At 63.0% G+C, this 18,351-nt stretch carries 22 protein-coding genes; 9 read left to right on the top strand and 13 right to left on the bottom strand.

Annotation, left to right across the window (positions count from 1 at the left end; all coding sequences use genetic code 11):
* The 4 genes from Q7U29_RS02335 to Q7U29_RS02320 all read right to left on the bottom strand — a co-directional run.
* Positions 1-287: TetR/AcrR family transcriptional regulator (locus Q7U29_RS02335; protein WP_304737891.1), on the bottom strand; the 287-nt coding region annotated here is incomplete at its 3' end.
* Positions 288-378: 91 nt separating this feature from the next.
* On the bottom strand, positions 379-828 hold the full coding sequence (locus Q7U29_RS02330; RefSeq protein ID WP_304737890.1) for a hypothetical protein: 450 nt from the start codon (positions 826-828) through the stop codon (positions 379-381).
* A gap of 384 nt (positions 829-1,212) precedes the next feature.
* Positions 1,213-2,769 carry a long-chain fatty acid--CoA ligase gene (locus Q7U29_RS02325; protein ID WP_304737888.1) on the bottom strand — a complete coding sequence of 519 codons (1,557 nt, stop codon included), beginning with the start codon at positions 2,767-2,769 and terminating at the stop codon, positions 1,213-1,215.
* The gene (locus Q7U29_RS02320; RefSeq protein ID WP_304737886.1) at positions 2,766-3,458 is read right to left on the bottom strand and encodes a TetR/AcrR family transcriptional regulator; all 693 of its coding nucleotides are present in this window, start codon (positions 3,456-3,458) and stop codon (positions 2,766-2,768) included. The genes Q7U29_RS02325 and Q7U29_RS02320 overlap by 4 nt, the downstream gene beginning before the upstream one ends.
* A gap of 95 nt (positions 3,459-3,553) precedes the next feature.
* On the opposite strand from Q7U29_RS02320, the gene Q7U29_RS02315 reads away from it, so the two are divergent.
* The 5 genes from Q7U29_RS02315 (at position 3,554) to Q7U29_RS02295 (ending at position 7,729) form a co-directional block, all read left to right on the top strand.
* Positions 3,554-4,738: a lipid-transfer protein gene (locus Q7U29_RS02315; protein WP_304737885.1), complete on the top strand. Its 1,185-nt coding sequence runs from the start codon at positions 3,554-3,556 to the stop codon at positions 4,736-4,738.
* 9 nt (positions 4,739-4,747) lie between these two features.
* A complete protein-coding gene (locus Q7U29_RS02310) occupies positions 4,748-5,191 on the top strand; it encodes a MaoC family dehydratase N-terminal domain-containing protein (RefSeq protein WP_304737883.1) in 444 nt (147 codons plus the stop codon).
* 8 nt (positions 5,192-5,199) lie between these two features.
* Positions 5,200-5,616 carry a MaoC family dehydratase gene (locus tag Q7U29_RS02305; RefSeq protein WP_304737881.1) on the top strand — a complete coding sequence of 139 codons (417 nt, stop codon included), beginning with the start codon at positions 5,200-5,202 and terminating at the stop codon, positions 5,614-5,616.
* 13 nt (positions 5,617-5,629) lie between these two features.
* On the top strand, positions 5,630-6,457 hold the full coding sequence (locus Q7U29_RS02300) for an SDR family NAD(P)-dependent oxidoreductase (RefSeq protein ID WP_304737879.1): 828 nt from the start codon (positions 5,630-5,632) through the stop codon (positions 6,455-6,457).
* 126 nt (positions 6,458-6,583) lie between these two features.
* Positions 6,584-7,729, top strand: a complete 1,146-nt coding sequence (locus tag Q7U29_RS02295; protein ID WP_304737878.1) for an acyl-CoA dehydrogenase family protein — start codon at positions 6,584-6,586, stop codon at positions 7,727-7,729.
* A gap of 27 nt (positions 7,730-7,756) precedes the next feature.
* Here Q7U29_RS02295 and Q7U29_RS02290 read toward each other — a convergent pair whose 3' ends face one another.
* The 3 genes from Q7U29_RS02290 to Q7U29_RS02280 form a co-directional block, all read right to left on the bottom strand.
* Entirely contained in the window at positions 7,757-8,365 is a 609-nt protein-coding gene (locus Q7U29_RS02290; RefSeq protein WP_304737902.1) for a hypothetical protein, read from the bottom strand.
* A gap of 174 nt (positions 8,366-8,539) precedes the next feature.
* Positions 8,540-8,980 (bottom strand): MgtC/SapB family protein, encoded by a 441-nt coding sequence (locus tag Q7U29_RS02285; protein ID WP_304737876.1) that lies wholly within the window; start codon positions 8,978-8,980, stop codon positions 8,540-8,542.
* A 112-nt stretch (positions 8,981-9,092) separates the two neighbouring features.
* On the bottom strand, positions 9,093-9,863 hold the full coding sequence (locus tag Q7U29_RS02280) for a GntR family transcriptional regulator (protein ID WP_304737874.1): 771 nt from the start codon (positions 9,861-9,863) through the stop codon (positions 9,093-9,095).
* Positions 9,864-9,909: 46 nt separating this feature from the next.
* Here Q7U29_RS02280 and Q7U29_RS02275 point away from each other — a divergent pair, with 46 nt between their 5' ends.
* From Q7U29_RS02275 to Q7U29_RS02260, 4 genes are read left to right on the top strand one after another with little or no spacing between them, the layout of a single operon-like run.
* The gene (locus tag Q7U29_RS02275; RefSeq protein WP_304737873.1) at positions 9,910-11,100 is read left to right on the top strand and encodes a cytochrome P450; all 1,191 of its coding nucleotides are present in this window, start codon (positions 9,910-9,912) and stop codon (positions 11,098-11,100) included.
* Between the two features lie 32 nt (positions 11,101-11,132).
* A complete protein-coding gene (locus Q7U29_RS02270) occupies positions 11,133-11,597 on the top strand; it encodes an SRPBCC family protein (RefSeq protein WP_304737871.1) in 465 nt (154 codons plus the stop codon).
* Positions 11,598-11,605: 8 nt separating this feature from the next.
* Positions 11,606-13,219, top strand: coding sequence for an NAD(P)/FAD-dependent oxidoreductase (locus tag Q7U29_RS02265; protein ID WP_304737870.1), 1,614 nt, complete (start codon positions 11,606-11,608; stop codon positions 13,217-13,219).
* Positions 13,220-13,231: 12 nt separating this feature from the next.
* Entirely contained in the window at positions 13,232-13,450 is a 219-nt protein-coding gene (locus tag Q7U29_RS02260) for a ferredoxin (protein ID WP_304737869.1), read from the top strand.
* Between the two features lie 186 nt (positions 13,451-13,636).
* On the opposite strand, the gene Q7U29_RS02255 is transcribed toward Q7U29_RS02260, so the two are convergent.
* The 6 genes from Q7U29_RS02255 to Q7U29_RS02230 are packed head-to-tail and all read right to left on the bottom strand — an operon-like array spanning position 13,637 to position 18,177.
* On the bottom strand, positions 13,637-14,692 hold the full coding sequence (locus tag Q7U29_RS02255) for an ABC transporter substrate-binding protein (RefSeq protein WP_304737868.1): 1,056 nt from the start codon (positions 14,690-14,692) through the stop codon (positions 13,637-13,639).
* Between the two features lies 1 nt (position 14,693).
* On the bottom strand, positions 14,694-15,026 hold the full coding sequence (locus Q7U29_RS02250; protein WP_304737867.1) for a hypothetical protein: 333 nt from the start codon (positions 15,024-15,026) through the stop codon (positions 14,694-14,696).
* Positions 15,023-15,781 carry an ABC transporter ATP-binding protein gene (locus Q7U29_RS02245; RefSeq protein ID WP_304737866.1) on the bottom strand — a complete coding sequence of 253 codons (759 nt, stop codon included), beginning with the start codon at positions 15,779-15,781 and terminating at the stop codon, positions 15,023-15,025. The genes Q7U29_RS02250 and Q7U29_RS02245 overlap by 4 nt, the downstream gene beginning before the upstream one ends.
* On the bottom strand, positions 15,778-16,584 hold the full coding sequence (locus tag Q7U29_RS02240; protein WP_304737864.1) for an ABC transporter permease: 807 nt from the start codon (positions 16,582-16,584) through the stop codon (positions 15,778-15,780). Before Q7U29_RS02240 ends, Q7U29_RS02245 begins: the two co-directional genes overlap by 4 nt.
* Entirely contained in the window at positions 16,581-17,399 is an 819-nt protein-coding gene (locus Q7U29_RS02235) for an ABC transporter permease (protein ID WP_304737863.1), read from the bottom strand. The genes Q7U29_RS02240 and Q7U29_RS02235 overlap by 4 nt, the downstream gene beginning before the upstream one ends.
* On the bottom strand, positions 17,389-18,177 hold the full coding sequence (locus Q7U29_RS02230) for a FadR/GntR family transcriptional regulator (protein ID WP_304737861.1): 789 nt from the start codon (positions 18,175-18,177) through the stop codon (positions 17,389-17,391). Before Q7U29_RS02230 ends, Q7U29_RS02235 begins: the two co-directional genes overlap by 11 nt.
* Between the last annotated feature and the right edge of the window lie 174 nt (positions 18,178-18,351).

Here is an 18,351-nt window from a genome sequence, read left to right as displayed (position 1 = left end):
TGCGTCATGAACACCGCTTCCAAAGCGGACAGCGGCGATTCGGCTGTCGCTATGGCGCGGTCGACTCGCGCCAGTAGGCGATCGGCGACCCAGGAGATGACCGCCTGCCAGATTGCATCCTTGCTGGGGAAATGACGAAACAGCGCCCCTTGCGTGAGGTTCATTCGCTTGGCAATGGCGGCAGTTGTGATTTCGCTTGGATTCTGTTCGGCGGCCAGCGCGACAACCGTCTCGACCGTGACGGCCCGGCGCTCTTCGGCTGGGAGGTTTCTGGGCCTGGATGGCATAGCAAGTTCCCTAGGAAAGATAGTAATTGATTACTCACATAATGCACCTTTATCGAAATGGCAAGGCTGGTCCAAGGGATGCCGTGTTTGATCATGGAGAAGGGGAGCGGGGTTGCCCGCATCGAGACGCAAGTCTCAGCACCTCCGCAACTTTCAGTGGAATGGTATTCGCCAGGTCGGCATCAAAATCCGCCTGCCTGAAGCCGCTCGTGGCGGTGATCTTTTCCACGAGCGACATGGGCGACCAAGACTCGTCCTTGCCGGGGGCGGCCCACCAGACGTGCCAGAGCGGGATCATGTATTGATGGATCAGGGCGAGATCGGCATAAACTCTGACTTGGCGGCGTCCGCCCGCGGCGAGTGCCTTGTTGATCGCGAGATCCGCCATGTGTAGCCGCCAGCCGAACATATCGTCCGGTACCGGCTGGAAGAAATTCCAGGTGCCCGATTGCAGCCACTGAATGCGGGTGCTGGCCTCCCCCTCTTTGAATACGGTAGCCTCAAAAAGACCTCCGAGCGGACGAACAACTTCAACGGCCAAGCCTGCGGATTTTAAGGCGGCGATATCTCTCTTGGCGACAGATGCGATGTCTGCGGCGCCGCATGGCCGAGGGGCTACGGGGCGACAAATGCTCGATTTCCGGCGGCAAATCGAGATTGTCCAGTGGGTTTTCCTGTCCGGATTGCCGCGTCGGTCGCAGCAATTTGATGATTGGCGTCATCAGGCTATCTTGATCCCACAAGTTTAGGTTGTGTTTCGCGTTAGCGCTCCGACCCGGATCATTATCGCTTAATTTCTCTCGCAGACGATCCATTCCGCGCTGGAATCTAAGATCGTCATGACCCGTTCGTGGAGCGGAACCGTCGGCGCAGCGGGCGACAATCGGCAGGCTTGGCTGAATAACGCGGGCCGGTCCGTCCGCGGTCAGCTCACCAATCGTTCCCGGTTTTCCCAGAACGGCCTGCGCAGTTCGCGCTTGAGAATCTTGCCGGCTCCGGAGAGCGGCAACGGGCTCTCGCTGATCTCGATGCTGCGCGGGCATTTGTAGCCGGCGATCAGCGTCTTGCAGAATTCGATCAGTTCGGCGGCCGAGACCTGCGCGCCGCTCCTGGAAACGACCACGGCATGGACCTGTTCGCCCCATTGCTCGTTCGGAATCCCGATCACGGCGCATTGGGCAACCGCGGGATGCTGCGCAATCGCGTTCTCGACCTCGACCGAATAGATATTCTCGCCGCCGGATATGATCATGTCCTTGACCCGGTCGACGACGTAGATGAACCCGTCATCGTCCATATAGCCGCCGTCGCCGGTGTGCATCCAGCCATTGACGACGGCTTTCGCGGTCTCTTCGGGACGCTCCCAATAGCCCATCATGACGTTGTCGCCGCGCGCCACGATCTCGCCGACCGTGCCGCGGGGCACCGGCTCGTCGTCGGTATCGACAATGCGAACTTCGCAACCGAGCGTGGGCCGACCCGCACCCCGATGCCGCCCCTTGGCGCGGCCGTCGCCGGTGTGCTCCTTCCAGTGCAGCAGGGTGGCGATCGGCGACAATTCGGTCATGCCGTACGCTTGCGTGAACTGCACGCTCGGGAGTGCCGCCATGGCTCTGCCGAGCACGGCCTCGCTGATCGGCGACGCGCCATAGATCACATTTTTCAGTGACGACATGTTGTAGGAACCCAGCGCGGGATGGTCGACCAGCATCTGGATCATGGTCGGGACCAGAAGCACGTCGGTGACCCGATCGTTCTGTACCGCGGCCATTACGCCTTCCGGCGTGAACGCCTGAATGATGACGTTGGAGCCGCCGCTCAGCAGCAGCGAATACATCGCCGCACCGTTGGCGAGATGAAACATCGGCGCGGCATGAAGATAGATCGCCGAGGCCGGAAACAGGCCTTCGCCGAGCGCATTCAAGGCGTTGGCCATCAGGTTGCCGTGGCTGAGCATCACCCCTTTGGAACGGCCGGTGGTGCCGCCGGTGTAGAAGATGCCGGCGAGGTCGGCACCGGTGCGCATCGCGTCCGGTATCGGCTCGCTTCGCGCGAGCAAGGTTTCGTAACTTTCCATTCCGGCCGGCACGTCGCCGTCGTCAGCATAGACCAGATTCAAAGCGGGAAGGGCTTTCGCCAGCCCGGCGCCCGTCGATGCGAACGCCTTGTCGACCACCAGTACGTCGGCGCGGCAATCGCGCAGGGCGTCCTCGTTTTCAAGCGGGCTCCACCTGATGTTGAGCGGAACGATCACCGCGCCGGCCCATGCGGTCGCCAGATAAAGCTCGAGATACCGGTCGGAGTTGAGCGACAGGATCGCGACGCGGTCGCCGGGATTGGCGCCGAGCGCCCGCAGGCCAGCCGCCAGCCGCGATACCCGTTCGCCGATCTCGCGCCAGTTCCGTTGCCTGTCGCCGAACACGGTGGCGAGGCCGTCCGGATTGATCTGTAAAGCGCGGCGCAATCCCTGCGTTGTGTTCATCGTATTCCCCCTCGTGATGGTTTCTTCTTCGCGACGGTTGAGGCTGTCTTCTTCACCGGTCGTGCCGCCAGCCCCTCGGTGAGCCGGTCCGTGAATTCGTCTGCGATCGCCGTTGCCGACATCGCCCCGTCCGGCTGAAACCAGTGACCGATCCAGTTCAGGGAACCGGCAATGGCGAATGCGGTCATCTTGGGGTCGCACGGCTTGATCGATCCGTCGGCGATTCCGTCGGCGATGTATTTCCGGAACGTCCGGTCGATGCTTTTTTTGCCGGCGCGGACGATCCTGCTGTTTTTTTCGCTCAGGTCGCGCGGGTCGAACCGCACCAGGCTGGCGCCGTGGTCGGTCGCCATGTTCTCGGCATAGGCGTGCACCAGTTGCCGCAGCTTGACGAGGCCGGTGCCGCCGCGGGCGTTGATCCCGGCGATGAAGCCGTCGACCTGCTCCTGTCCGACAGCCCAGCACTCGAACAGGATTTCTTCCTTGCTGCGGAAGTAATTGTAGAGCGCGGGCTTGGTGATGTTCAGGCGCTCGGCGACCTCGTTCAGGGTGGCGCGATGATAACCCTGCTCGAGAAACAACTGCACCGCGGTCCGCAGCACGGCGTCGCGCTTCTCGTCGCGGGCGCGGCGGCGGTTCTCGAACGGCAGCCAGGGTGAGGATTCGGGAGAAGGGGGCAGTGCGTCCATATCGAATTCCGGCGAGTCGCATTGACTCGGTTGTTGTTGCCCGTATATTACCCATCGGTAATAAAAAGTCCAACGGGTCATTTTCGGAGAATTCAATGTCATCTCGCGCTTATGTCGTCGGCGTCGGCATGATCCCGTTCGTCAAGCCGGGCGCCAACGAGCCGTATAATGTGATGGGCGCGGAGGCGACCAGGCTGGCGCTCAACGACGCCGGCCTCGACTATGGTGCGATCCAGCAGGCCTATGTCGGTTACGTTTACGGCGATTCGACCTGCGGGCAGCGCGCGTTGTACCCGGTCGGGATGACCGGCATCCCGATCGTCAACGTCAACAACAACTGCTCCACCGGTTCGACCGCGCTGTTCCTCGCCCGTCAGGCCATCGAATCCGGTGCCGCCGATTGCGTGCTGGCGCTCGGCTTCGAGCAGATGAAGCCCGGGGCGCTGGGGGCGGTGTTCACCGATCGGCCGAGCGCGTTCGATGAATTCGACGCGGCCGCGAACAAGCTGGTCGATGCGCCGGGCGTTCCGCTGGCGCTGCGCTATTTCGGCGGCGCCGGCCTCAGCCACATGAAGAAGTACGGCACGCCGCTGACGTCCTTTGCCAAGGTCCGCGCCAAGGCGAGCCGTCATGCCAGGAACAACCCGCTGGCGCTGTTCCGCAAGGAAGTCACCGCCGACGACGTCATGAACGACCAGGTGATCTGGCCGGGCGTGATGACCCGGATGATGGCGTGCCCGCCGACCTGCGGCGGCGCGGCGGCAATTCTGGTCTCGGAGAAGTTCGCCAGCCAGCATGGCCTGCGCAAGGACGTCCGGATCGCCGCCCAGGCGATGACCACCGACACGCCGTCGACGTTCGAGGCCGGCGACATGATGCAGGTCGTCGGTTTCGACATGGCGCGCGAGGCTGCGAACAGGGTCTACGAGGCGGCCGGCGTCGGGCCGCAGGATCTCGACGTGGTCGAACTGCACGATTGCTTCGCCCAGAACGAGCTGATCACCTACGAGGCATTGGGACTGTGTCCCGAGGGCGATGCTGCGAAGTTCATCGACGATGGCGACAACACCTACGGCGGCAAGTTCGTCACCAATCCCTCCGGCGGTCTGCTGTCGAAGGGACATCCGCTCGGCGCGACCGGATTGGCGCAATGCTATGAACTGACCCGCCAATTGCGGGGAACCGCCGACATCACGCAGGTCGATGGCGCGCGCCTCGGATTGCAGCACAATCTCGGCCTTGGCGGCGCCTGCGTCGTGACGCTGTACGAACGCGCATAGGAAAAAGCCATGGTCGACCAATCCGCCGTCGGGCGTAGCTTTACGCCGGTCACCGCGCGCGTCGAGCCCGGACGCCTGCGCTATTTCCTCGACACGCTCGCCGAGCGTAATCCGGTCTATCGCGATGAGGCGGCCTCACGCGCCCAGGGCTACCCGGCGACACCGGTGCCACCGACCTATCTGTTCTGCCTCGAGATGCTGGACAACGAGCGTCCGTTCGAGTTCCTGACCGAATTGAAGATCGATCTGGGTCGCGTGCTGCATGGCGAACAGCGCTTCACCTACCACGCGCCCGTCGTCGTCGGCGACACCCTGACCTTCAAGTCACGCGTCACCGGCGTCACCGACAAGAAGGGCGGCGCGATGACGATGGTGGCAGTCGAAACCGAGGTCATCAACCAGGACGGCGTTCATGTCGCCGATACCGCGCGCACCATTGTCGTGCGGAATTAGGAGGAAGCATGAGCGCAACCGCAACCAGCCATCCGGCGGTCGGCGACCGCATCGTTCACAAGACATTTCCGCCGATCACGCGCCATACACTCGCATTATACTGCGGCGCTTCCGGCGATCATAATCCGATGCATGTCGATATCGATTTCGCAAAAGCCTCGGGTTTTCCGGATGTGTTCTCGCACGGCATGCTGGTCATGGGCTATCTCGGCCAGGCGCTGACCGATGCGGTTCCGCCGGGCCGTATTCGCTCTTTTTCGACTCGCTTCGCTGCGATCACGCAGCTCGGGGCACGACTGAGCTGCGAGGGCCATGTCACCGAGTTGATCGAAGACAAGGGCGAGAAGCGAGCCAGGCTCGCACTGACCGCCAAGGACGAGACCGGCGAGGTCAAACTCGCCGGGGAAGCAATCATCGCGCTCTGATCGAGGATGCCAAATGTCGAAACTCAAGGGAAAAGTCGCGCTCGTCACCGGTTCGGGGCGCGGCATCGGGCGCGCCATCGCGCTGAAGCTCGCAAGCGAGGGCGCCAGGGTCGTGGTCAATGACCTCGATGCGGCGCCCGGCGACGCGGTTGCCGCCGAAATCAAGGCGGCCGGCGGCGAGGCGATCGCGGTCAACGGCAGCGTATCCGAGGCCGGCTTCGCCGACCGTTTCGTCGGCGCCGCCATGGAGACGTTCGGCGGCCTCGATATCATCGTCAACAATGCCGGCTACACTTGGGATTCGACGATCCAGAAGATGACGGACGAGCAGTTCCAGGCCATGCTCGACGTGCATCTGGTCGCGCCATTCCGCCTTCTGCGCGCCGCCGCCGAGCCGATCCGGATCATGGCCAAGAAGGAAGCCGAAGCCGGACGCGAAATGTTCCGCAAGGTCGTCAACATCTCCTCGATCGCGGGACTCTACGGCAATGCCGGGCAGGCGAGCTATTCGTCGGCCAAGGCGTCGCTGGTCGGGCTGACGCGCACGATGTGCAAGGAGTGGGGACGCTACAAGGTCAACGTCAATTGCGTGGCCTTCGGCCTGATCAACACCCGCCTGACCCAGCCGATCGAGGCGCAGCAGAAGACCATCGACGTCGCCGGGCGCGACATCAAGGTCGGGGTGCAGCCCCAGATGCTGGACGCCATGGCCCGGATGATTCCGCTCGGGCGCGGCGGCACGCCGGAAGAGGCCGCCGACGCGGTTTACCTGTTCTGCAGTCCGGAATCGAACTACATCAGCGGGCAGGTCGTTGTCGCTGGCGGCGGCCTGCTGATTTAAGGTACGGATGCATCCAGTCGGAAGCACTGGTCTCGCCGCGGATAGTGGCGTTACATGGGCTAGCTGTTGGGCTTGCTGCCGTGCAACGCGTTGTTGCATCCATTCTCTCGTGCGAGGCGATACCGAATGACCTACCGTTCCTCCTGGATGACCGAAGAGCTGGACGTGTTTCGCGATCAGTTCCGCAGATTTCTCGCCAGGGATCTGGCTCCGCATGCCGACAAATGGCGTCAGCAGAAATTGGTCGATCGTTCGGCATGGCGGGCCCTGGGGGAGATGGGCGCCTTGCTGCCGAGCGTGCCCGAGGCCTATGGCGGTCTTGGCGCCAGCTTCGCCTATGACGCCGCCGTGATCGAGGACATCGAAAGCGTGGTACCGGAAGTAACGACCGGGGTTTCGGTGCACAGCGGCATCGTCGCGCACTACATCCTGAACTACGGTTCCGAGGAACAGAAACTGCGCTGGCTGCCGAAAATGGCGAGCGGCGAGTTCGTCGGAGCCATCGCCATGACCGAGCCCGGCACCGGGTCCGACCTGCAAGGCGTGCGGACCACCGCGAAAAAGCAGGGCAACAATTATGTGATCAACGGCCAGAAGACCTTCATCACCAACGGCCAGGCCGCCGACCTGATCATCGTGGTGGCACGCACCGGTGGACCGGGCGCCAAGGGCCTTTCCCTGATCGTGGTCGAGGCCGCCGGCAATGATGGCTTCCGGCGCGGGCGAAACCTCGACAAGATCGGTCTGCAGGCGTCCGACACCTCCGAGCTGTTTTTCGACAACGCCGTGGCGCCGCCCGAAAACCTGCTCGGCGGCGAGGAAGGCAGCGGCTTCGTTCAACTGATGCAACAGTTGCCGCAGGAGCGGCTATTGCTCGCCATCGGCGCCGTGGCCTCGATGGAGCGCGCGGTGCGGTTGACGGTCGACTACACCAGGGAGCGCAAGGCATTCGGTCAGCCGATCATCGAATTCCAGAACACCGCCTTCACCCTCGCCGAGCGCAAGACGGAAGCCACCATCGCGCGGGTGTTCGTCGACTGGTGCATCGAGCGTCTCATCGTCCGCGATCTCGACACCGTCACGGCGTCGATGGCCAAGTGGTGGTGTTCGCAGAAGCAGGTCGAGACCGCCGACGAATGCCTGCAGCTGCACGGTGGCTACGGCTACATGCAGGAATATCCGATCTCCCGGATGTTCGTCGATGCGCGCATTCAGAAGATCTACGGCGGCACCAACGAGATCATGAAGCTGTTGATTGCGCGCTCCCTGTAGCGGGCGTCCGGCCGCCCGCGGCGTGCCTCAAGTCTTGGCAGCGGGACCCTTCAGTGCCTTCCACGCGGCCTGATTGGCTTCATCGAAAGCCCTGCGCGATTCCGTCAACGCGTCGCTCAGCACCGACCAGGAACTGCTTCCGGCCTGCCTGAGCTTTTCAAGTCGCGCTTCGGCTTCGGAGGCGTCCGACTTCATTTGCTTCAGCGCGGCATCGATATCGGCGCGCCGGGCGGTCGCCACCTGGCTCGCCGCGTCATGGAACTTGTCCGCTGCCTCGCGCCAGGCCTTGCCTTGTGCGGCGGCGATGTCCTTGAAGGTTGCCTGCTGCTGCTCGATCTGCTTACCGGCGCTTTCGAAGTAGGTTTTGACCTGGGCCTCGAATCCGTTCCACTGCGGCTCCAGATCTGCCTTGGCGCGGGCCCACGTGGCTTCGGCGGCTTCGGCCTGAGCCTTCAGCGAGGCCTGAAATTCGTCGCGCCGCTTTTTCAGATCGGCGATCAACTGGTCGGCCTTCACCTTGGAATCGGCGCTTGCCTGCGTCGCCTTGACCTCGAGCGACGCCAATGCAGCATCCATCTCGTCGATCCGCTCCTTGGCCCAATTCAGGTAATAATGCATTCTGCTCTGCTCTGGCATGACAGTCTCCCTTGATTGGTACGCGCTCGGCTTATTATTCTCGAACTTGGCATTGCTCACATTGACCTGAGTCAAAATGAGAACACGACATTGACGTTCGCTGTCCAGGCCGGGATACAAGGCGCTGGCGCAGGGTATCACAAGCGCAGCTGACGGCCTCGTATGCCGCCGTTCTCAGTCCTTCTTGCCGGCGGTGTCGCCGTCGTCGTCCTTGACCAGCGGCAGCAGCCTCAGCGTCAGGAACGTGAAGGCCGCGACCGTGACCGCCACGTCGAAAGCGCCGAGCCCCACCGAAACGCCGATCGCGCCGGTGGCCCACAGGCTCGCCGCCGTGGCGGTGCCGAGCACGGTAGTGCCCTGTTTGAGGATGGCTCCGCCGCCGATGAAGCCGATGCCGGTGATCAGACCTTCGATGACTTTCGCCATGCCGTCCGGGGAATGCACCAGCAGGCTCTCGCTGGCCTGCACGAAGCCGCAGCTCGCCATGGCGACCAGCGGAAACGTTCGCAGGCCGGCGCTGCGGGCTTTCTTCTCGCGATCCCAGCCGATCGGCGCCGCGAGCGCGAGGGCTGCGGCCAGGGCAATGATGTGGGGAAGAATCTGCAATTTGTCCAAAGTGCGCACTCGACGGGCTACGGAAGGAATTCAAAGCCTTAGCCGGCGTTTTGGTTCCATCGTTCGTGATCGCGTCGATCTGCCGGAGGCGGAATCGGGCGGCGGAACCCGGTCACGCCGGCCGCGGTGGAGTCGCCCCGCTAGCCCACTGCCCGTAAACTGCGCTCTCGATATATCGCATCAAACGTTCAGTCGCCGCTGCTGCGCCGTCGGGATTTCCCTTGGCAATCTCCCGCGCGATCTCGACATGACTCTCCACGCCTTCGCGCGGCAACGTCCTGCCGTGATGCATGAACCAGAACCGGCGGTTCAGCGTGCCGATGAGGCGCATCATGGAGGCGGCGGTGGTGTTGAGGCAGGCGACCAGACACAACTGATTGAACTCGGCATCGAGCCGAGCGAAGGCGATGAAGTCGTCGGCTACCAATGCATCGGCCATCGAGTTTGCGATGTTCTCGAATTGCCGGCGCTGCTCCGGATTGGCGCGCAGCGCCGCCGCGCGAGCAACGAGCAGTTCAAGCGGGCGCCGGACTTCGATGACGCCCAGTTCGTCCTCCAGCCGGCACTCCGAAACGATGCAGCCGCGGCGCGGCAGGATATGGAGCAACTGCTCACGCGCCAGCCGCTGCATGGCTTCGCGGACCGGCGTGCGGCCAATACCCAGACGGGTACATAGCTCCGCCTCGGATATCAGTGCGCCGGGACGGAGCTGGAGCGTGGCGATCATCTCCTCAAGCTGCAAATAGGCCTGTTCGGTCAGGCTTGCGAGTTCGTCTGCTCTGGCCGGCCGTTTTGGCGCCTTGGGTTGCGCCTTGGGTTGCGCCTTGGATTGCGCCTTGGAATGCGCCTTGGGGGTCGCTGCGGTGCGTTGACGCTTGCTCATATATCAGCTAATATATCTGTAGAGCGTGAGAACGGAAGGGGAGGGCATGGCGCGAGTTCCTGTTGCGGACTGGTCGTCGGATTGGGACCATCTTGATCCGGCATGGGTCGTCGATCCATACCCGATCTGGCAGCAATTGCGCGAAACTTGCCCGGTCGCCCACACCACGCGCTATCGGGGCGTCTATTTTCCGACCCGTTACGGGGATATCCGCGATGTCGCCTACGATCCCGAGCGGTTCTCATCCCGACGGGTGGTGATCCGGGAGGGCGACTACCGGGTCAATTCGCCGCCCATCACATCCGATCCGCCGGAACATCGGCCGATGCGGATGGCGCTGATCCCGCCTTTCACGCCGCAGGCCGTGGCAAAGCTCGAGCCGCAAACGAGGATCCTCTGCAACGAGCTGATCGACCGCATCATCGGACAACGCCATTGCGATGCCGCGGTCGACTACGCCCAGCACATTCCTGTCCGGCTCATTGCCCATATGCTCGGGATTCCCGCCGAACAAGGCGACCAGTTCCGCACCTGGATCAAGATGGCTTTGCAGGACGGGATTACCAACCAGGCCGCGCTGAAGCAGGCCGAGGAGGAGATCTCCGCGTATTTCGCAGAGCAGATCACGAAACGGCGCGGCGATGGGCCAGGAGACGACCTTGTCAGCTTTCTCATCAAGGCGCGCCTTCCTGACGGTGAGCCGTTCTCCGACCGGCAAGTGCTTGGGGCGTTGCGTCTGCTTCTCGTCGCCGGCATCGACACGACGTGGAGCGCGATCGGATCATCGATCTGGCATCTCGCGACCCACCCGGGCGACCGCGAACGTCTCGTTCGTGAACCCGATCTGATTCCCGGCGCAATCGAGGAGTTTCTACGCGCCTATGCGCCGGTGACGATGGCGCGCGAAGTCGTCGAAGATGGCGAGCTTGGCGGCTGTCCGATGCGGAAAGGCGAGATGGTGCTGCTGTCTTTTCCGTCCGCCAATCGCGATCCCGAAAAATTTTCGGACGCAGGTGAGGTGAGGATCGACCGCAAGGAGAATCCGCACGTTGCGTTCGGCCTTGGGATTCATCGCTGCATCGGATCGAATCTGGCGCGCATGGAGATGCGGGTCGCGCTGGAGGAATGGCTGAAGCGGATCCCGGATTTCGAGCTCGACAGTACGCGACCCATGACCTGGTCCGAAGGCACGGTGCGAGGTCCGCGCTTGCTGCCCATCACCATCGCCCCGCGATGATGCAAGGCTGATCCTTCCACACTGGAGACCACATGTTCTTCCTCCGAAAGCACGACATTCTGATCGGTGCGCCGCCTGAGGCCGTGTTCGACTACGTATGCAATCCACATTCCTGGCCGGAATGGCTCGCCGCATCGCACAAGATCGAAGGTCCGGATCGTGCGCTGGAATTGGGGCAGACCTTTCGTGAAGAATGGCAGATCCGGCGTGGCGTGATCGCGCTTCATTGGAAAGTGACGGAAAGCAATCGGCCGGGCGCCTGGACGTGCGAGGCGGACACCGATTTCATCGGTCCCATCGTCATTCGCTATACCTTCGAAAAGGAAGGGGGCGATACCCGTTACACCCGCCAGCTCAGCAATCCAAAGCGCCCCTCGGAGCCCACCGAAGATCAGCTCGATCGCATGGACGAAGAGGCCCGCGTTGGTCTTGCCAACATCAAGCGGCAGGTCGAGCAACGTGCCGTGGCTTTCAATTCCACACTTCAACCGCGTTGAGCCGCCGCATGCAAACCATGGGAATGCCTTATCGCAAGTCGACTGGGATCAAAGGCAGCTTCGATGCCGTGGTCATTGGCTCGGGAATGGGCGGGCTCAGCGTCGCTTCCCTGCTCGCCCAAAACGGCCGCCGCGTGCTCGTTCTGGAGCAGCACAATGTGATTGGCGGCCTCACGCAAAGCTACACGCGGAAGGGCTACCGCTGGACCGTGGGCCTTCACTATATCGGCGACGTTGGTTCGCCGGCGACAACGACCTGGAAACTGTTCGACAAGGTCACCGGCGGAGGAGTTCGGTGGGCGCCGCTTCCGGACATCTACAATCGCATGGTGATCGGCGGCCGCCGTTACGACATTCCGGCCGGTGCGGCGCCCTATGCCGCCGCGCTCAAGGGTTATTTTCCAAAGGAAGCCGCTGCTATCGACCGGTATCTCGGCCTCGTTCGCAGCGTCTCGAAAGCGTCCGCCGGCTATTTCGCGCAAAAGGCGCTGCCTCAATCCCGAGCCGAGGACGTCTATGATCGTATGTGCGGGGACTTCCACGATTACTCCGACCGGCTCACCATCGACGTGCTCAGAGAATTGACGGCTGATCGAGAACTGATCGCCGTGATCTGCGCCAACTGGGGCGACTACAGCCTGGAGCCCACCAGGAGCTCCTTCGCCATGCACTGCATGCTGGCAAAGCACTATCTCAACGGAGGCCATTATCCGGTCGGCGGCGGGGCTGCCTTTGCGCGATCCATCGTTCCAATCATCGAAAGCGCAGGCGGCGTCGTGTTGCACAGCGCCGAAGTCGCAGAGATCATGGTCGCGCAGGGGCGGACGACCGGTGTCCGGCTTGCCTCCGGAGAAGAGTTCGCCTGTCCGCTCGTGATCAGCAATGCCGGTGTGCAAAATACCTTCGGGCGCCTGCTGTCGGCGCAGGTGAAGACCACATCGGGGCTTGACCATGCGACTTCGCAGGTTGTCGAAAGCTATGCCGTCGTCGGGGTCAATATCGGCTTCAACCGCCCGGCAAGCGAACTTGGCTTCGACGGCGCCAACATCTGGGCACACCCGTCGAACGACTTCGAGGCCAATCTCGAAGCTCACCGCCGCGACTTCGAAGCACCCTTCCCATGGACGTTCGCAACGTTCCCGTCGGCCAAGGATCCGTCGTGGGACGATGACTATCCCGGCAAGGCGACGGTGGAGATGTACGGCTACACCGACTTCAGGCATTTCGAGAAGTGGTCGGCAACGCAATGGATGAAGCGGGGCGAGGACTATCTGGCCCTTAAGGAGAAGATCAGGGAGCGTCTGCTCGAGGAGCTGTTTCGCCACGTGCCCGCGGCGCGGTCGGCGCTTGACTATGTCGAGGTTTCGACCCCGTTGAGCTACGAGACCTTTGTCAAGCGTGAGCGCGGCGGCTTCATGGGAATCGAGAGCTCGCCACAGCGCTTTCGCCAGAGCTGGCTGAGGGCCACCACTCCGATTGATGGACTGTATCTGTCCGGTCAGGACGTCTCGACGGACGGTGTCATCGGCGCCCTCGTGGGCGGCGTTCTGGCAGGCTCCGCTGTACTGGGACGCGACCTCATGCGCGACATCAGGACCCCGATTGAACCGGTGAGTGCCTAGGAAGGAAGCGCGATGACGACTGGAATCACCGTTCGTGTCGATTCAGACAAATGCCAGGGCCACGCCCGCTGTAGTGCGCTCGCCCCGGAACTGTTCCTGCTCGATGAATTCGGCAATGCGCGAGAAGCCCGAAGCGGCTGCGTTCCCGCTGAACTCGTCGACAAGGCCTACATGGCGCGGGCGAACTGTCCGGAAGAGGCCATCATTGTCGAGTCCGAAGACTTGGTCTGACCGCGAGACCAGTTGCGAGGCCATTCAAAAGGTCAAGTGCGGCGCCTACGTCCGAGGTCGTCGGGCCACGACGAGCCGTGAACCTCCGGCCGGCCGCATGGCGCGACTGCCGTAGTGGCAGGCCGGCAACCAAAATGTTGCCAGCCTGCGATGAAGCGTTGAACGCTCCGGCCGGATTCGAAGCCGTTACGGCTTGAACACAAATCCCGGTCCGATCGCCACGTCCGCCGGGATCGGCGGCAGATCGGCGAACAGTTCGGGGCTGTCCTTCATGACCTTCAGGATGTGCTTCGGCTCGATGTGCTTGTTGACGTCGAACGTGGTCTTCAGGATGCCGAGGCGGTTGAGGCGTTCTTCCGCGCTCCACAGCGCCCGGTAATTATTCGCCGAAAGCCGCCGGTCAGCCTGCTGGATGTTGAACTGCATCGCGGCTTCGGCGATTTCCGGTTTCAGGCCGGGAATCCAGCGGGTCGCGATCTGGGCGGCCTGTTTCGGATTCTTGCGCATCCACTGGTCAGCTTCCGAGACGGCGGCGAGGAATTTCTCGATATTCTCGCCGTTCTTCTCGACCCAGGGACGCAAGGCCACGTTGAAGCCGAGATAGGAGATCACGTCGCCGCCGCGGATGATTTCGATCGCGCCCGGCACGTCCTTGCTCGCCACGATCGGCCAGGGATCCCATCCCGAAAAGGCGTCGATGCCCTTGGCGAGCAGCGCCACCGTCATGTCCGGCGGCGGCGTATTCACCAGTGTCACGTCCTCCGGCTTCAACCCGGCCTTTTCCAGAATGGCCAGGATGTAGAGGTGATTGATGGTGCCGAAGGAAGCGGCGATCTTCTTGCCCTTCAGGCTGGCGAGGTTGCCCTTGACGATGCCGGAACCCTCGCGGGCGATGATGGCCATGGTGGCATCGGAGCCGGCCTTGGTGGCATTGCCGCTGTAATTGCCCAGCGCCACCAGATCCATGCCGCGCAGCACGGCGCCGATCATGGGGACGCCGACCTGCACGATCTCGCTTTCACCGGCCTGCAACGCGTTGAGCGCATCGACGCCGGTGGCATAGGGGCGGGCGATGGTGACGTCGAGCCCGCGCTTCTCGAAGAAGCCGCGCTCCAGAGCGATCGGCAATCCGATCTGGTCGAAGCCCGAGACCATCCCGGCCTTGAGCTTCGTCATGGTCTGCGCCGCGGCCGCCGTGCAGCCCAGCGCCAGTGCGACACCAAGTACAAGTAGTCGTTTCATTTCAACCTCCCTCTTTTATCGGTCCAACGCTCGTCACCCAGTAAGGCCGGGCAACCGCGTTGAGATCCGTTCGTTTCACGCCACGTAGTTCTATCGAATGGCCTTCCGCGCCGGAGACCCTTCCATATTGCTGAAACGCCAGAACGTGGAAACGTTCCGGCGTAAATGGCAGTTCGATCTGGACGTTGACCTTCGGCGAGGTGCCGTCGAGTTCAGCTGAAATCTTTCCGGGCGCCGCCAGCGTCAGCCACAGCTGAAACATCAGCCACGCCGCGATCACGCCGAGGATGAAGCGCGCCCTGGACGAGCCGGCGATTTCCGGAACGATACTCACGCGGAGCGCACCATGTGCAGGACGTGGGCCGACAGTCGCTTGAACGTCTCGTCCTCGATCAGATCGTCCCAGACCCGCGGCCGCGGCAGCGCGACCTCGACCTCGTCGAGCACGCGGCCTTTCGACAGCACGACGACGCGGTTGGCCAGGAACACGGCTTCCGCGACGTCATGGGTGATGAAGATGACCGTCGGCCGCCGCTCCTGCCAGATCCGGGTCAGTTCTTCCTGCAGGGTCATGCGCGTCTGCGCATCGACACTCGCAAAAGGCTCGTCCATCAACAACACTTCTGGATTGTTGGCCAGCGCCCGCACCACGCCGACGCGCTGCTGCATACCGCCGGAAAGCTCGTTGGGGTAGCGGTTGGCGGCATGCGACAGGCCGGCGAGTTCCAGATATTCGTGCGCGATCCTGTCGCGCTCGGCCTTCGGTACGCCGCGCATCTTCGGCCCGAAGCCGACATTGTCGAGTACGGTCTTCCAGGGAAACAGCGCAAAGGACTGGAACACCACGCCGCGCTCGGGGCCCGGGCCGCTGATCGCCTTGCCGTTCAACAGAATCTCGCCGCCGGAATGCGGGATGAAGCCGGCCACCATGTTGAGAATCGTGGTTTTGCCGCAGCCGGACGGTCCGACCACGGAGACGAAATCTCCCTGCTGCACGTCGAGCGAGACGTCGTGCACCGCGGTGACATGGGATCCGGCATAGGGATCGAAATAGGTCTTTGCGAGGTTGCGAAGCTCGAGGGTTTTCATGACGTCACCAATCCCCAGCGCTGGCCCGTCGCGCGCTCGATCGGCGCAAGGATCCAGGCGTCCACGATATACCAGAGCAATCCCAGGATGATCATGCCGAGCAGGATCTCGACCACGGAGCCGGAGCGGCGTGCGTCGAACATCAGAAAGCCGATGCCGCTGGTGCCGACGATCATCTCGACGGCGATCAGTGCGCGCCAGCCGTAGCCGAGACCGTTGCGCAGACCGGTGATGATATTGGGCAGCGCGCCGGGCAGGGTGACTTCCCACAGCACGCGCGCTGGCGAGGCGCCGAGGCTGCGCGCGGCGCGGGCGAGGTCACGCGGCACCGATTCGACGCCGAGCACGGTATTGAGCACCACGGGGAACAACACAGTGTAGACAATGACAAAAGTCATGGTGGTGAGGCCGAAGCCGAACCAGATCAAGAGGATCGGCAGCCAGGCGATGTCGCCGATGGCCTGGAAGAACAACAGGATCGGCCACGATACGCGGTGCGCCCATCTGCTGGTGCCAATCAGGACGCCTAAGGGAATACCGATGAGCATGCCGAGTGCCGCGCCGGTGAACAGGCGCACCAGGCTGTCCTGCAGATAGTCGGGCAGGATGCCGCGGTAGGTCAGGCTGAAGAACGCTTTTACCACCTCGACCGGCCCCGGCAGAAAAGCGCGCGGAAACATCCCGGATTCGGTGACGGCGACCCAGAGCGCGATGACGGGGATGAACGGCACCAGCGCCGCGAGCCCCGGCCAGCGCGCGGTGGCGCGGGTATAGGCGCTCCAGCTGCGCAACAGGATATTCATGCGCGCCTCACCATGCCCCAGCGCTCGATCGTCGAACGCTCCAGCGGAACCAGCAACAGGCGGTCGATCAACAGCCAGATCGCGCCGATCACGATCATGCCGAGGATGATCACCTCGGTGCGGTAGAAATCGCGCGCCACGAACAGCATGTAGCCGAGGCCGACATTGGTCGCGATCATCTCCGCCGCGATCAGGCCGCGCCATGCAAAGCCGAGCCCGGTGCGGATACCAGTGACGATGTTGGGCAACGCGCCCGGCAACAGCACCTCGGTCAGCAACGCCCATCGCCCCGCGCCCAGCGAGGCCGCGGCGTTGCGAAGGGTGAGGGGAATGGTCGAGACCCCGAGCAGCGTATTGTAGGCGACGACAAAGAAAACCGCGTTGAAAATGACAAAAATGATCGCGCCGAAACCGTAGCCGAACCACAGCGTCGCGATCGGGATCCAGGCGATGCCCGCCAGCACCGAAAAGAAACGAAACAGCGGCGTCAGAAACGTCGAAACCGCCGGGCTGACGCCCATCGCAATCCCGAGCGGCACCGCGGTCACGATTCCGATCAGCGTTCCCAACCCGACGCGGAGCAGGCTCGCGCCGATGTGCTCGATCAGGGAACCGTCGCGGATCGATTCCATCGCAGCCCCGGCCACCGCGGCAACCGAGGGGAAGACGCGGGGATTGATGTCGAACAGCGGCACCGCAATCGCCCAGATCAGCACCAGCGCCAACAGCGGCGCAACGAACATCGCCGCGCCACCGGCCGACGCCAGGCCGCGCGTCAGCCAGCGCGGCTGCAGGGCACTCACGTCACGCTGCATTGCGCTTCCCTTTGACTCTCGCGGCGGCCTTCGCGGCCGGCTTGCGCGATTTCGCCGTTGTGCGTTTCGACAGTCTGAGCTGCGTATAGCCCAGCACCTGCTCCATGGCGGCGCGGGCCTTCCTGGCATTGCCCTCGTCGATGGCGCGCGCGGCGACGGCGTGATTGGGCAGATTGTCCTCGAACCAGCCGGTGGTGCCGACCGCGACCAGAAACACCGCGCTCAGAATGGTATCGATCGCGCCGCGAAACCCCTGCAGCACCGGATTATGCGTCGCATCGAGGATGGCAAGGTGGAATGCCTTGTCGGCGGCGGTGGCGCTGGCCTGATCGTGCGAGGTTTCCATCGCCACCAGCGCGGCATTGATGCGCTGCCGGTCGGTCTTGGTCGCCCGCTCGGCAGCGAGGGCTGCGGCTGCCGGCTCGATGATCAACCGCACTTCCTGAATCGCCAGCAGCAGTTCGCGGTCGGGCTCGCGGCTTCCGGCCAGCCATGTCAGCACGTCGCGGTCGAGCAGGCTCCAGTCCCGGCGCGGCCGCACATGGGTGCCATGCCGTGGCCGCACGCTGACGAGACCTTTTGCCGCGAGTGTCTTGATCGCCTCGCGAACCACGCCGCGTCCGACCCCGAAACGGATTTCCAGATCATGCTCGGGGGGCAGCGCCTCGCCGACCGCGATGACATCCTGCGCGATCTCGCTGCCGAGCGTCGTCAGCACCGCATGAATGCGGCCCGGTTTTGTACCCTTGTCGGCGGATTTCGTGCGCGTCCTCAGCAAGACGTTTCGGCTCCCGGTGTCCGGCTCTAGGGGCCGGTCAGCCGGCAACCTATCATGCGGCCGATTGCCGGCGCAATCATCCGATGTTAAACATCGGATGATTAAGCGCATGTTGCGATGCGAAAGGTTCTCGCCCGTGACATTCCACTTCGGTATGCCTAAAAAGCCGAGGAA

The organism is Bradyrhizobium sp. (assembly GCF_030654605.1).
Lineage (GTDB): Bacteria > Pseudomonadota > Alphaproteobacteria > Rhizobiales > Xanthobacteraceae > Bradyrhizobium.
Note: the sequence above shows the minus strand (reverse complement) of the source record. Positions and strands in the feature narration are given on the sequence as shown.